Origin of the sequence: Paramesorhizobium endophyticum, from assembly GCF_014640615.1 — a bacterium.
Lineage (GTDB): Bacteria > Pseudomonadota > Alphaproteobacteria > Rhizobiales > Rhizobiaceae > Paramesorhizobium > Paramesorhizobium endophyticum.
In genome coordinates this window covers 1-14,075 of the sequence record NZ_BMHH01000006.1, presented here as the reverse complement: position 1 = coordinate 14,075, position 14,075 = coordinate 1, and the positions used below count along the sequence as shown (strand labels likewise).

Here is a 14,075-nt window from a genome sequence, read left to right as displayed (position 1 = left end):
AGAATTTGCAATGCAAAGCATAAGCGATATGGGCCGGTTTCAACGCAAGAGGCGCATCGTTATTGCGCTGGTGATCGGTTTGCTTTTCCTTGCGCTTTTGTTCGTGCGCTCCGCCTGGCGCGATAACCAGATTCACGAATATATCGAGGCGGTCGGGCTTGGCTTCATCGTCCTCGCCATCATCGGCCGCATGTGGTGCACGCTCTATATCGGGGGCAAGAAGAGCGCGGAAATCGTTCGCGACGGGCCATATTCCGTCACCCGCAACCCGCTTTATGTCTTCAGCACGCTGGGTGCGGCGGGCATCGGCGCACAGACGGGCAGCCTGACCCTAGCATTCGGCTTCGCTGTGCTTTGCTCTATCGCCTTTCAGATCGTCATCCGCGCGGAAGAAAAATTTCTCGAAAAGACCTTCGGCGAGCCTTACCGGGCCTATTTGCGCGAAGTGCCGCGCTTTTTCCCGCGCCTTTCGCTCTTTCGCGACAAGGCCGAGCTTGTGGTGCGGCCGGACCGTATTTACCGCACGCTGACGGATGGACTCGTCTTTTTCGTCGCCTATCCGGTGTTCGAGTTCGTTGAATATCTGCAGGGCATCCATGCCTTGCCCGTGCTGCTCAGGCTTTACTGATTCCGCACGATTCCTCCCTTGCGTTTTACCGGGATTCATGTCTATAAGGCCGCGTTCGAACCGCCCGGCAGGGCATGCCGTGGCGGTTTTTCATGCTTTTCAGGCTTTGGTCGGCCTGGAAGTATCAAACAATAGGCATCAAGCGTCGTCGGTACGGTAGGAAGCGCCAATACACCAAGAGGCGTGGAGTTCCGAAGGAACGACGGGGAATGTCGAAAAGGAGTAGCAAAATGCCCAAGATGAAGACCAAATCCGCTGCCAAGAAGCGGTTCAAGATCACCGCCTCCGGCAAGGTCAAGGCCGCTGCCGCCGGCAAGCGTCATGGCATGATCAAGCGCTCGAACAAGTTCATTCGCGATGCTCGCGGCACCATGGTTCTCGCAGAGCCGGATGCCAAGATCGTGAAGAAGTTCCTGCCGAACGGCCTCTGAGCCGAGCCCTGATTTTTAAGGAGATCATACCATGGCACGCGTGAAACGGGGCGTAACGTCCCATGCCAAGCACAAGAAAGTCCTGAAGCAGGCCGAGGGCTTCTACGGCCGCCGCAAGAATACGATCCGCGCCGCCAAGGCCGCCGTCGATCGTTCCAAGCAATATGCCTATCGCGACCGCAAGAACCGCAAGCGCTCCTTCCGCGCTCTGTGGATCCAGCGCATCAACGCGGCTGTCCGCGAGCAGGGCCTGACCTATGGCCGCTTCATCGACGGTCTCTCCAAGGCCGGCATCGAAGTGGACCGCAAGGTTCTTTCCGACATCGCCATCCATGAGCCGGAGGCGTTCAACGCGCTGATCGCTTCGGCCAAGAAGGCGCTGGAATATCTGAAAGAGACCACCCCGAACGCTTTTGAAGGCGCTGTCCGCTAAGCCAGCCGCCGCTCCCAAAGCTTCGAATTCATACTGTTTGGGAAACCCGCGCTGGCTAGGGCTGGCGCGGGTTTTCTCTTGTTTCCCGTCCAAATTCCACGGAACCTTACGCCCATGTCCGATATCGCTGAACTGGAACAAAACCTTCTGGCGGAGATTGCCGCTGCCACCGATGTTGAGGCCGTGGAAGCCATCCGCGTCGCCGCGCTTGGCAAGAAGGGCTCGATTTCGGAGAAACTGAAATCGCTGGGCGCGATGTCGCCGGAAGAGCGCCAGACACAAGGCCCGGCCATCAACGGATTGAAGAACCGCGTGACCGAGGCTTTGGCCGCCCGCAAGATGGAATTGCGCGATGCCGCCATCGCCGCCCGCCTTGAGACGGAAAAGGTGGATGTCACGCTGCCCGTGCGCGCCTCGCCGGCGGAGCGCGGTCGCATCCATCCGATCAGCCAGGTCATCGACGAGATCACGGCCATATTCGCCGATATGGGCTTCGCCATTGCCGAAGGCCCCGATATCGAGACCGATTATTATAATTTCACCGCGCTGAACTTCCCCGAGGGGCACCCCGCGCGCGAAATGCACGACACGTTTTTCTTCCATCCGGACGAGAAGGGCGAGCGCAAGCTGCTGCGCACCCACACTTCCCCGGTGCAGATCCATACTATGGAGACTCAAAAGCCCCCGATCCGCATCGTCATCCCCGGCAAGACCTACCGCATGGATTCCGACGCCACCCATTCGCCCATGTTCCATCAGGTCGAGGGGCTGGTGATCGACAAGACCGCCAATGTCGCCAACATGAAATGGGTGCTTGAGGAGTTCTGCAAGGCGTTCTTCGAGGTTCCCTCCTTGAAAATGCGCTTCCGCCCCTCCTTCTTCCCCTTCACCGAGCCGTCGATGGAGGTCGATATCCAGTGCGACCGCTCCGGCTCCGAAGTGAAGTTCGGCGAGGGCAGTGACTGGATGGAGATTCTGGGCTGCGGCATGGTTCACCCCAATGTGCTGCGCAATTGCGGCCTCGATCCCGATGAATATCAGGGCTTCGCCTGGGGCATGGGCATCGACCGCATCGCCATGCTGAAATACGGCATGCCGGACCTGCGCGCCTTCTTCGACGCCGACGTCCGCTGGCTCCAGCATTACGGCTTCCGCCCCCTCGACATGCCGACGCTGTTCGGCGGTTTGAGCGCGTGACAAGGAGATCAAGGTAACATGAAATTCACACTCTCCTGGCTCAAGGATCATCTCGATACCGAAGCCTCGCTCGACGAGATCGTCGAAACGCTCACCATGATCGGCCTTGAGGTCGAATCCGTCGACGACAAGGCGGCGCTGAAGTCGTTCAAGATCGCCCGAGTACTTACGGCGGAGCGCCATCCCGATGCCGACAAGCTGCAGGTGCTTTCTGTGGATACGGGCGACGGCAAGCCGATTCAGGTCGTTTGCGGCGCGCCTAATGCCCGCGCCGGGCTCGTCGGCGTCTTTGCGCCGCCGGGAACCTATGTGCCGGGCATCGATGCCACTCTGTCGGTCGGCAAGATCAGGGGCGTCGAGAGCCATGGCATGATGTGCTCCGAGCGTGAACTGGAGCTGTCGGACGAGCATAACGGCATCATTGATCTGCCCGCTGATGCGCCGGTGGGGACAAGCTTCGCCGCCTATGCGGGACTTGACGACCCCATGATCGAAATCAACCTGACGCCGAACCGCCCGGATGCCACGGGCGTCTACGGCATCGCCCGCGACCTCGCCGCGGCTGGTCTGGGCACCCTTAAGGATGGTGCGGTTGCACCGGTCAAGGGCGAGGGCGAAACGCCGGTCAAGGTAATTATCGATGCGCCGGACCTCTGCCCCGGCTTCGCCTTGCGGCTGGTCAGGGGCGTCAAGAACGGCCCGAGCCCCAATTGGCTGCAGCAGCGGCTGAAGGCGATAGGGCTGCGCCCCATCAACGCGCTGGTCGATATCACCAATTACATCACCTTCGACCGGGGCCGCCCCCTGCATGTCTTCGATGCCGCCAAAGTGAACGGTAACCTGACGGTGCGCCGCGCCGAGACCGGCGAGGAGGTGCTGGCGCTCGATGGGCGTGAATACAAGCTCAACGAGCAGGTCTGCGTCATTTCCGATGATAACGGAGTCGAATCGATTGCCGGAATCATGGGCGGCGAGCATTCGGGCTGCGATGAGAACACAACCGATGTTCTGATCGAATCCGCCCTCTGGAACGCCTACAACATCGCCCGCACGGGCCGCGAGCTTGGCATCATTACCGATGCGCGCTACCGCTTCGAGCGCGGCGTCGATCCGGAATTCATGGTGCCGGGCTTGGAACTGGCAACTCGCATGGTGCTCGACCTCTGCGGCGGCACGCCAACGCAGACCGAAGTGGTCGGCTATGAGGGCTATGAGCCGAAAGTGATTACCTTCCCTGTTGCGGAAGTGAAGCGCCTAACCGGCATTGAGGTGACGAAAGATGAGACTATCGGTATCCTCACGCGCCTCGGCTTCACGCCGCAAGACAATGGCGATGTGGTGGATGTTCGCGTGCCCTCCTGGCGGCCGGACATTGACGGCAAGGCCGATCTGGTCGAGGAGGTGATGCGCATTCACGGCGTTGACCGCATCGCGCCGCAGCCTCTGCCCGGCCATGCAGCGGTCAATGGCAAGATCCTGACCACGCTCCAGATTCGCAGCCGTGCCGCGCGGCGTGCGCTGGCGGCGCGGGGCATGATGGAGGCCGTCACCTATTCCTTCATCCCCGCCGCCCATGCGGAGGCCTTCGGTAGCGGCGATAATCGCGGAGCCGCGCTCAAGCTCGCCAATCCGATAGCCGCCGATATGTCCGACATGCGGCCCTCGCTTCTCCCTGGCCTGCTGGCGGCGGCGCAGAGGAATGCCGACCGCGGCGCGCAGGATCTGGCGCTGTTCGAAGTCTCCGGCACCTATGAAGGCGATACGCCAGACAAGCAGCGCCGCGTTGCGGGCGGCATTCGTCGCGGTACGGCGAAGCTAGACGGTTCGGGCCGCTATTGGGTGGGCAATGCTGCAAGCGTCGGCGTGTTCGACGCCAAGGCCGATGCGCTGTCCGTGCTGGAAGCCTGCGGCGCGCCTGTCGATAAGCTGCAGATCGAGGCGGGTGGCCCGTCCTGGTATCATCCGGGCCGGTCGGGCACGATCAAGCTCGGGCCGAAGGTCATTCTCGGGCATTTCGGCGAATTCCATCCGAAGACGCTGGAGACGCTGGATGTGAGCGGCACGCTCTGCGGTTTCGAAGTATTTGTGGATGCCATTCCGGAGCCGAAACAGAAAGCGACCCGCACCAAGCCCCCGCTCGCTCTGTCGAACTTCCAAACGGTGCGCCGCGATTTTGCTTTCGTGGTGGACAAGGCAGTAGAGGCGGCGGCGGTGATCCGTGCCGCAGGGGCCGCGGACAAGAAACTCATCACAGGCATCCAGGTCTTCGATATCTTCGAAGGCTCCGCGCTGGGTGAGGGCAAGAAATCCATCGCAATCGAGGTCGCGATCCAGCCGCAGGAACGCACGCTGACCGATGAAGATATCGAAAGCATCGCCAAGCGTGTGGTGGAAAGCGTGACCAAGCAGACGGGTGCATTGCTGCGGGGATGATCTACCCCCGCTCCCTTTGGAGCAACGCTCTTTTCCGCTCAACACCCCAGCGATAGCCGGAGAGGTCGCCGTCCTGACGCACGACGCGGTGGCAGGGGATGGCCACGGCAATCTTGTTGGCGGCGCAGGCTCCGGCGACGGCGCGCACGGCTTTGGGCGCGCCGATCCGTTCGGCTATCTCTGTATAGCTCACCGTCCTGCCCGCCGGGATATCCCGCAAGGCCTGCCAGACGCGCTCCTGGAACGCCGTGCCGCGCACATCGAGCGGCAGGTCAAGGCCGATGCCAGGGGCATCGATGAAGCCTACCACCTTCGCCATGGTCTTCTCGAATTCCGCATCGCCCCCGATCAGCTGCGCCTTGGGAAACCGATCCTGAAGCTCGCGCAGGAGGGCATCCGGGTCATCGCCGAGCGAAATGACGCAGACCCCTTTTTCCGTCGCGGCCACCAGAATTGCGCCAAGTGAGCACTCCCCGACCGCAAATTTGATTTGCGCCTTGGCGCCGCCGGCCCGGAATGCGCTGGGCGTCATACCAAGCACCTTGTTGGACGTCTCGTAGAAGCGGCTCGAGGAGTTGAACCCGGCATCATAGATCGCCTCGGTGACGCTGCCCTTGCTTGCGGTGAGTTCGTCGCGAACACGGCGCGCGCGGTGGGCCGCGCCATAGGCCCTCGGCGTCAGTCCTGTTATGGACTTGAACAATCGGTGGAAATGGAACGGGCTGATGCCCGCTGCCTCCGCCAGCGCGTCCAGCAACGGCAGTTCTTCCGACGCCTCGATCCGGCGGCACGCTTCTGCGATAATCGCCGCATGCCGTTCGGCGAGCGGCGCTTCGTTGGGACGGCAGCGCAGGCAGGGGCGGAAGCCCGCCCGTTCGGCCTCCGCACAATCGGCATGGAAGGCGATGTTTTCCGGCTTGGCGAGCCGCGACGGGCAGACGGGACGGCAATAGACGCCGGTTGTCTTCACCGAGTAGACGAACTTGCCGTCGAAGGCCGGATCGCGATTGACGAGCGCTGCCCAGCGCGGGTCGCGCTCGGCGGCCGTGGTGTTGATGGTGGCAAGGTTCATGGTGTGATCCTTCATTCAGCTTGCCGCCTTTCTATCGCCGCCGCCAGACTACCGCACTCCGGCCCTTGCTTTCAAATCTTGCCGTTCCCGCCACGCTGCTTTCTTGGATGAGAAGACGAAGGCGGCAATGAAGGCAATCGTCATCAAGAGCACGATGGTCGGCGCGGGCGCGCTGTCGAGGAAGAAGCTCAAATAGACGCCGAAGAAGGACGAGAGCACGGCAATCACCACCGAAATCACCAGCATCGGACCGAAAGCGCGGGTCAGGAGAAATGCGATGGCCCCCGGCGCGATCAGCATGGCGATGGCGAGGATGATCCCAACGGCCTTGAGCGCGCCGACGATGGTGAGCGAAAGCACCGCCAGCAGGCCATAATGGAGAAGCCGCACCGGCAGACCGACCACTTTGGCCTGCACCGGATCGAAGGCGTGAAGCAGGAGGTCGCGCCATTTGAGGGCGATGATTCCGGTGGTGAACGCCGCGATGACACCGGTTTCGAGGATATCCCGAGGCCCGACGCCCAGCATGTCGCCGAAGAGGATATGATCGAGATGCACATCCGACCGGACCTTGGTGTAAAGCACGAGCCCTAGGCCGAACATGCCGGAAAACACCACGCCCATCACCGTATCCTGTTTGACGCGGCTGTTTTCCTTGAGGAAGCCGGTGCCCAGCGCGCAGATCATGCCTGCCGCGAAAGCGCCGATCGCATAGGGTATACCGATGATATAGGACACCACCACGCCGGGAAGGACCGCGTGTGAGATGGCGTCGCCCATCAGCGACCAGCCCTTGAGCACGAGGAAGCAGGAGAGCAGCGCCGCCGGAATGGCGACGAGCACGGCGATGGCAAGCCCAAAGCGCATGAACTCGAACTGGAAGGGCAGGGTGAGCGTATCGATGAAGCTCATCGGCTCGCCTCCAGTGCCTTGGCCGCGCGCCTGCGGGCGGCAAGCATGCCGTGTTTGGGCGCGAGGAAGAAGGCGGCAAGGAAGATCAGCGTCTGCAAGACGACGATGACCCCGCCGGTCGCGCCATCGAGGAAATAGCTGATATAGGCCCCGGTAAAGCTCGTTATCGCGCCGATGGCGACGCTGATCATGATGAGCTTGGGGAAGCGGTCGGTCAGCAGATAGGCGGTCGCGCCTGGTGTCACCACCATGGCGATGACGAGAAACGCCCCCACCGTCTGCATCGCCGCCACCGTGCAGGCGGAAAGCAGCGTGAAGAACACGGCCTTCAGCAGCGGCGGGTTGAGGCCGATGGAGCGCGCATGGCTTTCATCGAAGAAAGTTACCATCAGATCCTTCCATTTGACGAGCAGTACAGCGAGGGAGACGAAGCCGATAATGGCCAGTTGCAGCGTATCCTCGGGCGTGATGGCGAGGATATTGCCGAGAATGATGGTCTGGATGTTCACGGAGGTGGGTGAGAGCGACACCATGAAGAGCCCTAGCCCGAAGAAGGAGGTGAAAATCAGCCCGATGACCGCATCCTCTTTCAGCCGCGTGCGCTCGTTGAGGAACAGCATTGCCCCGGCAGCGAGCGCACCGGAGAAGAAGGCGCCGATGGAGAAGGGGAGGCCCAGCATATAGGCACCCGCCACGCCCGGCACGATGGAATGGGAGAGCGCGTCGCCGATGAGCGACCAGCCTTTGAGCATCAGATAGGCGGAGAGGAAGGCACAGACCCCGCCGACAAGGGCGCTCACCCACATGGCGTTGACCATGTAGCCATAGGCGAAGGGTTCGAGAAGCGCCATCATTCCCGTCCCTTCCCGCCCTCGATGGGGCCGCGCGACTCCGGCCTGTCGTCACGCAGGATGAGCGGTCGCTCGTCATCGGTGATCACGTCGAGCCCCGGCTTTCCGGCGGCCTGCTCGTGAAGGACAAAGTGGCGCAGCACGCCGCCAAAAGTCTTTTCCAGATTGCCCTGCGTAAACACTTGCGCGGTGGGTCCGTAGGCGAGAACCGTCCGGTTTATGAGGATCGTCCGGTCGCAGAATTCCGGTACGCTGCCGAGATTATGGGTGGAAACCAGCATCACCCGGCCCTCGTCGCGCAATGTCCGCAACAGCGCGATGATCGCATCCTCCGTCTTGACGTCGACCCCGGTGAAGGGCTCGTCGAGGAGGATGACGCGCCCGTCCTGCGCCAGCGCGCGGGCGAGGAAGACGCGCTTCTTCTGCCCGCCGGAGAGCTCGCCGATCTGCCGCTTGCGGAAATCGCTCATGCCGACGCGCTCCAGCGCCGATGTTACCGCCTCGCGGTCGGCGGCTTTCGGAATGCGCATCATGTTCATGTGGCCATAGCGGCCCATCATCACCACATCCTCGACCAGAACCGGAAAGCTCCAGTCCACATCCTCGTTCTGTGGCACATAGGCGACGATATTCTTCTTCAAGGCTTGGGCCGCCGGCTGCCCGAGAATGGAGATCGTCCCCTTCGCCGGGCGCACAAAGCCCATGATCGCCTTGAACAGCGTCGATTTTCCGCTGCCATTGACCCCGACAAGCCCGGTGATCGTGCCCGTGGGTAGGTCGAAACCGGCGTCATGAAGCGCCGTGTGGCCGTTGCGGTAGGTGACCGTCAAATCATGGACGGAAAGCCCCGCACCGGGGCTGGAAGACTGGTGCGGGGCAAAGGTTTTGACGGGAGCATTCATGAAGTGAGGCCTTTGGCGATGGTGTCGGAGGTCACCCGCAGGAGATCGATATAGGTGGGGACGGGGCCACCAGGCTCACTCAGCGAATCCACATAGAGCACTCCGCCATATTTCGCGCCGGTTTCCCGCGCCACCTGCTGGGCGGGCTTGGGCGAAACGGTGCTTTCGCTGAAGATAACCGGAATCTGGTTGGCCATCATCACGTCGATCACCTTGCGCACCTGCTGGGGCGTGCCCTGTTGGTCGGCATTGATCGGCCAGAGATAGAGCTCCTTCAGGCCGAAATCCCGGGCAAGATAGCTGAACGCGCCCTCGCTCGTCACCAGCCAGCGCTCGTCCTTCGGAATGGTGTCGAGCTTGGCCCTGATAGGGGCGATCGTATCCGTGATCTTTTTCTTGTACGCCTTGGCATTCGCCTCATAGGTCGCGGCGTTCTCCGGATCGTATTTGGCGAGGGCATCGCGGATATTGTCGACATAGATCAGCGCATTCTCGGGCGACATCCAGGCATGGGGATTGGGCTTGCCCTCATAGGGGCCTTCGCCGATGCTTATCGGCACGATCCCTTTGGTGACGACGGCGCTCGGCACGTCATGGAGCCGCTGGAAGAATTTCTCATACCAGCGCTCCAGATTAAGCCCGTTCCATAGGATGAGCTGTGCATTCTGTGCCTTGAGAATATCGCGCGGAGTCGGCTGGTAATCGTGGATTTCGGCACCTGGCTTGGTGATCGATTCCACGATTGCCGCATCGCCCGCGACATTCTTCGCCATGTCGGCAATGACGGTGAAGGTGGTCACCACCTTGAATTTGCCTGCCGCCTGCGAAACACCGGGCATCAAGCCCAAGGCTAAGGCTCCCGCAATACCGGCGAGGATGTGTCGTCTTGTGCGGTCGAACATGTCGCGATTTCCTTTTCCCACGGCGCATGCAACGCATGACGGCCTATTGCAGTTGCAATTCATTCCTAATTAAGAGGTGGCATATTTCACGAAAACTTGCAACTGGGAATGATTTGCAAAAAGCTCGAAAAGCTTAGTGCGGTTCATATTTGATGATGAACTATGCCGGCTCCCTTCACCCTCGTCCTTCGAGGCTCGCTCCGCGAGCACCTCAGGATGAGGGTGAAGAGGCGTTGCGCCTAGCCAATAGCCTATCGGGTGAAATGCCTCCCCCCTTACCCTTTCCCACCACGGGGCTAGGTAAGGGTGAGGGTGAGGGGCTAGCCGCGACATTCCAGTAGTCCTCATGGTGAGGTGTGAATGGAGCGCAGCGGAATGAGCCTCGAACCACGAGGGCGCTTGGCGCTGATTCCATTAAAAAATGGACTGCTTTCGCCGGAAGAGAGTAAGAATGACTGCCCATTACGCCGGCGCGAGCAGCAGGTTCGTTTCCGAACGGGCGATGCCTTCGATAAGCCGCACGGAATTGAGCACGCGGTCGAAATCGATGAGGCTTGCCACTTCTATTTCCGCGATGAGATCCCACGCGCCATTGGTTGTGTGAAGCGAGAGGATTTCAGGTATCTTCTGCAATGATTGCACGACGCGGCGCGTGTTGCGGCCGACCACTTCGATCATCATGATCGCCCTGATGCGCTCGGTTCCGGCCATATCCTTCACCCGCACGGTAAAGCCTAGGATGATGCCGTTCGCGATCAGCCGGTCCAGCCGGTTCTGCACTGTTCCACGTGAAACCGACAGGATGTCGGCAAGCTTGGAAAGCGGGGCTCGCCCGTCCTGCCGAAGCGCGGCTATGAGGCGGGCATCGAGATCATCCATTGTCGTTCTCTGCTAAATTGCTCAAATCCACTATACGATATTATCAAAAACATGCCGAAGTTTAAAACTCTTTGCCATTTCTTTTAAACCGTCCCGTCCCCTATCCTTTGGTTCAAACAGGGAGGCGCAGCATGGTTCAGTTCTTAGGTACGCGACATATGGTCGATCTGGTGAGATCGATCGGCATCGAAGCGCTTTTCCGCCAGCTCGTCACCTATATCGAGCAGGACTTCGCCCGTTGGGATGAGTTTGAAAAAACGCCGCGTATCGCCTCACATTCCCGCAACGGCGTCATCGAGCTGATGCCCGCAAGCGACGGCGATCTCTACGGTTTCAAATATGTCAACGGTCACCCGCAGAACCCCGGCCAGGGGCTGCAGACGGTCACGGCCTTCGGCGTGCTTGCCGATGTGGCGACCGGCTATCCGCAGTTCATTTCGGAGATGACTATTGCCACGGCGCTGCGCACCGCCGCTACTTCGGCGATGGCGGCAAAATACCTTGCCCGCAAGGACGCGCGGACCATGGCGCTGATCGGGCTTGGCGCGCAGGCTGAATTCCAGGCACTCGCCTTCAAGGCCATTCTTGGCATCCGCGAATTGCGTGCCTTCGATGTGGACCCGGCGGCCTATCGCAAGTTCCAGCGCAACATGGAGATGTCGGGCATTCGTATTGCCAGGGCCGCGAGCGCCGAGGAGGCGATCATGGGCGCTGACATCATCACGACAGTCACGGCGGACAAGCGGTGCGCCACCGTGCTTACAGACAACATGGTCGGCGGGGGTGTGCATATCAACGCGGTGGGCGGCGATTGCCCCGGCAAGACGGAACTGCACCGCGATATTCTGCTGCGATCCGACATTTTTGTCGAGTTTGCGCCCCAAACCCGAATCGAGGGGGAAATCCAGCAGCTCGATGCCGATCATCCGGTGACGGAACTCTGGCAGGTCGCTACAGGGGAAAAGCCGGGGCGGGTATCGGACCGGCAGATCACGCTCTTCGATTCCGTCGGCTTCGCGGTGGAGGATTTCTCCGCGCTCCGTTTCCTGCGGGACAAGGTGCAGGGGACGAACTTCTACGCCGATATCGACCTCATCGCCGAGCCGTCCGATCCGCGTGATCTCTTCGGCCTTCTTTCTGAAGCCGCGGCGGCGCGTCCCGAGGCACTGGCTCTCTGAGCCGCCATAGAATCTTATTCATTTTGGGAAATGATCCGGGTTTCCGCGACCGATCGCGGAAGCGGACGCAAGCATGAAAGGCAATCATGACCGGCCACAAGAAAATCGTTCTCCTGGGAGCGCCTGTCGAAGAGGGGGCGGAAAGTGCCGGCTGCGCCATGGGGCCGGCAGCGCTGCGCCTCGCCGGCATTGGGCCCGCGCTGGAGCGGCTCGGCCACGAGGTGGAAGACCGGGGCAATCTTTCTGCTGAACACCTCCCGGCTTTTGCCTTGCACGGGGCCGCGAAGAATGCGCCTCTCATTGCCGGTTGGACCCGCACGCTGGAGCGCGCTGCCTATGACGCGTTGAATGAGAGTGGAGTGCCGGTCTTTCTCGGCGGAGACCACAGTCTTTCCATGGGTACGGTGGCGGGCGCCGCGCGCCACGCGGCAGAGCAGGGCAGGGAGCTCTTCGTCCTGTGGATGGACGCCCATGCGGATTTCAATACGCCCGCCACCTCTCTCTCCGGCAATATGCACGGCATGCCCGTGGCTTTTTTCTGCGGGCGGGAGGGCTTTTCCGGCATATTGCCTGACGACATGCCCGTGGTTGCGCCGAACCATGTTTTCCTGTGCGGCATCCGGTCGATCGATCCGGCCGAGCGCGCCGAACTGGCGAAGGCTGGCGTCAACGTATTCGACATGCGCTTTATCGACCAAAACGGCATTGTACCGGCAATAAAGTGCGTCCTCGAAACGGTGGCACAGGCCGGAGGCTTGCTGCATGTGAGCTTCGATGCGGATTTCCTGGACCCCGAGATCGCACCCGGCACGGGAACAACGGTGCGCGGCGGCGGCACCTATCGCGAGGCCCATCTGGTGATGGAGATGCTTTACGATAGCGGCCTTGTCTCTTCGCTCGATATCGTCGAGCTCAATCCCTTTCTCGACGACCGCGGCAAGACAGCCTATCTGCTCGTCGAATTGGTGAGCAGTCTCTTCGGTCAGAAAATTTTTTAGGCTTTGTCCGAACTCGGCCGAAACATTCATATGAGAGGGACGTGGCCCCCGGTCGACATTCCGGGGCTAGAGTACTCAAACGGTCGCGTGTTCTGCTTCGTTGAAGCAACACGGCTGTTGAGGCATGGATTCCTGTGACAAGCACAGGAATTGTCTGTTTGTTTCATGCTTAATTGGCGCTGAGGCTGGATGCGATTCCCGGGATGACACCCCGGGAACCGCCGCGGTCTGGGCGCCCGTACAGGAATAGGTCTTGCGACCCTCGTCATCTTGGCCCCAGCCGCGCAGTCTCGCATCGCTTGTTGACTTGAATGGGCATTGACGCCCGCAGACAATGCAAAGCGTGGAGCATCATGATGACAATTGATGACAAAATCCAGTCTGTTATCGGGTTGGGCGTATCCTGCGATACGGTCACCCTGTTCGATAGCCTCACCAGCCAAACCATGACGGTCGCCAATCGCTGCGATGAGCTGTGCAGCGCGCTGGAGGCTTTTGCCGGGCTGGCGGCCTTCTGGCGGTTTGCGAGGCGACCGGCGGATATGAAGACGAGCTCCTGGCCATGCTGGCCATTCCACCCATCGCGCCGATGCCGCCAAGGTGAAGTCCTATATCCGCTCCTTCGGCAAAAGGGCCAAGACTGATGCCATCGATGCCCAATGGCTCGTCCGGTATGGGTGTGACCGGGGCCAGACGCTGGCGCCATGGCGGCCCGCCGAGGCCAACCACAGCCGGATATCCTTGCTGGCTGCACGCTGGATCTCGTCGCCATGCGGGTACAAGAAAAGAACCGGCTCAAGGCGCCCGGTGCGCGCACCATTCCCGGCGTCGGCGAAACCATTGCCGCTTTCCTCATCGCCAGCATGCCGGAGCTGGGATCCATGAACCGAAGACAGGCGGCCTGTCTGGCCGGTTGCGCACCCCACCCCCGCGATAGCGGCAGGATGACTGGCCATAGAACCACCACGGGCGGCCGCCGTCACATCAGGCCGATGCTCTTTATCGCAGCCTTGACCGCCATCCGCGGCAAAAATGATCTAGCCGCGGCATACAAAGCATTCCTCAAAGCCGGGAAACCAAAGCGCCTCGCTCTTGCAGCCATCATGCGAAAGATCATCACCCGCGCAAACGCCCGCATCCGTGACAAAACCGCTCCCCAGCCACAACTGACTTGATGACGTGGTGGACATTTTTGGTGCGCCAGGCGAAGCTGGCGCGTTCCAGCCGGTGAAAGTCCGGCCCGGGTAAGGGGTAGCGCC

At 60.9% G+C, this 14,075-nt stretch carries 15 protein-coding genes; 9 read left to right on the top strand and 6 right to left on the bottom strand.

The window, feature by feature from the left end:
• Positions 1-10: 10 nt before the first annotated feature.
• The 5 genes from IEX53_RS08870 to pheT all read left to right on the top strand — a co-directional run bounded on the left by IEX53_RS08870 (position 11) and on the right by pheT (position 5,122).
• Positions 11-628 carry a methyltransferase family protein gene (locus IEX53_RS08870; RefSeq protein ID WP_188823557.1) on the top strand — a complete coding sequence of 206 codons (618 nt, stop codon included), beginning with the start codon at positions 11-13 and terminating at the stop codon, positions 626-628.
• A gap of 230 nt (positions 629-858) precedes the next feature.
• Entirely contained in the window at positions 859-1,059 is a 201-nt protein-coding gene (gene rpmI / locus IEX53_RS08865; protein ID WP_110754263.1) for a 50S ribosomal protein L35, read from the top strand.
• A 31-nt stretch (positions 1,060-1,090) separates the two neighbouring features.
• The gene (gene rplT, locus IEX53_RS08860) at positions 1,091-1,492 is read left to right on the top strand and encodes a 50S ribosomal protein L20 (RefSeq protein ID WP_188823537.1); all 402 of its coding nucleotides are present in this window, start codon (positions 1,091-1,093) and stop codon (positions 1,490-1,492) included.
• Between the two features lie 114 nt (positions 1,493-1,606).
• Positions 1,607-2,689: a phenylalanine--tRNA ligase subunit alpha gene (gene pheS, locus IEX53_RS08855; protein WP_188823535.1), complete on the top strand. Its 1,083-nt coding sequence runs from the start codon at positions 1,607-1,609 to the stop codon at positions 2,687-2,689.
• Between the two features lie 18 nt (positions 2,690-2,707).
• Positions 2,708-5,122, top strand: a complete 2,415-nt coding sequence (pheT, locus tag IEX53_RS08850) for a phenylalanine--tRNA ligase subunit beta (protein WP_188823533.1) — start codon at positions 2,708-2,710, stop codon at positions 5,120-5,122.
• 1 nt (position 5,123) lies between these two features.
• Here the strand turns inward: pheT and ada are convergent, their stop codons facing one another.
• The 6 genes from ada to IEX53_RS08820 all read right to left on the bottom strand — a co-directional run bounded on the left by ada (position 5,124) and on the right by IEX53_RS08820 (position 10,640).
• On the bottom strand, positions 5,124-6,209 hold the full coding sequence (ada, locus tag IEX53_RS08845; RefSeq protein ID WP_373288614.1) for a bifunctional DNA-binding transcriptional regulator/O6-methylguanine-DNA methyltransferase Ada: 1,086 nt from the start codon (positions 6,207-6,209) through the stop codon (positions 5,124-5,126).
• Positions 6,210-6,242: 33 nt separating this feature from the next.
• Positions 6,243-7,106 carry a metal ABC transporter permease gene (locus IEX53_RS08840; RefSeq protein ID WP_188823532.1) on the bottom strand — a complete coding sequence of 288 codons (864 nt, stop codon included), beginning with the start codon at positions 7,104-7,106 and terminating at the stop codon, positions 6,243-6,245.
• On the bottom strand, positions 7,103-7,960 hold the full coding sequence (locus tag IEX53_RS08835) for a metal ABC transporter permease (RefSeq protein WP_188823530.1): 858 nt from the start codon (positions 7,958-7,960) through the stop codon (positions 7,103-7,105). Before IEX53_RS08835 ends, IEX53_RS08840 begins: the two co-directional genes overlap by 4 nt.
• Positions 7,957-8,859, bottom strand: a complete 903-nt coding sequence (locus IEX53_RS08830) for a manganese/iron ABC transporter ATP-binding protein (RefSeq protein ID WP_188823528.1) — start codon at positions 8,857-8,859, stop codon at positions 7,957-7,959. Before IEX53_RS08830 ends, IEX53_RS08835 begins: the two co-directional genes overlap by 4 nt.
• Positions 8,856-9,761 carry a metal ABC transporter substrate-binding protein gene (locus tag IEX53_RS08825; protein ID WP_188823526.1) on the bottom strand — a complete coding sequence of 302 codons (906 nt, stop codon included), beginning with the start codon at positions 9,759-9,761 and terminating at the stop codon, positions 8,856-8,858. The genes IEX53_RS08830 and IEX53_RS08825 overlap by 4 nt, the downstream gene beginning before the upstream one ends.
• Positions 9,762-10,223: 462 nt before the next feature.
• Positions 10,224-10,640 (bottom strand): Lrp/AsnC family transcriptional regulator, encoded by a 417-nt coding sequence (locus tag IEX53_RS08820; protein WP_188823524.1) that lies wholly within the window; start codon positions 10,638-10,640, stop codon positions 10,224-10,226.
• A 131-nt stretch (positions 10,641-10,771) separates the two neighbouring features.
• Between IEX53_RS08820 and ocd the strand changes: the two genes are divergently transcribed.
• The 4 genes from ocd (at position 10,772) to IEX53_RS23845 (ending at position 13,991) form a co-directional block, all read left to right on the top strand.
• Positions 10,772-11,818 carry an ornithine cyclodeaminase gene (ocd, locus tag IEX53_RS08815; RefSeq protein WP_188823522.1) on the top strand — a complete coding sequence of 349 codons (1,047 nt, stop codon included), beginning with the start codon at positions 10,772-10,774 and terminating at the stop codon, positions 11,816-11,818.
• Positions 11,819-11,904: 86 nt separating this feature from the next.
• Entirely contained in the window at positions 11,905-12,816 is a 912-nt protein-coding gene (rocF, locus tag IEX53_RS08810; protein ID WP_188823520.1) for an arginase, read from the top strand.
• Positions 12,817-13,169: 353 nt separating this feature from the next.
• On the top strand, positions 13,170-13,460 hold the full coding sequence (locus tag IEX53_RS23850) for a hypothetical protein (RefSeq protein WP_236016109.1): 291 nt from the start codon (positions 13,170-13,172) through the stop codon (positions 13,458-13,460).
• Between the two features lie 60 nt (positions 13,461-13,520).
• Positions 13,521-13,991: a transposase gene (locus IEX53_RS23845; RefSeq protein ID WP_236016108.1), complete on the top strand. Its 471-nt coding sequence runs from the start codon at positions 13,521-13,523 to the stop codon at positions 13,989-13,991.
• Positions 13,992-14,075 lie beyond the last annotated feature (84 nt).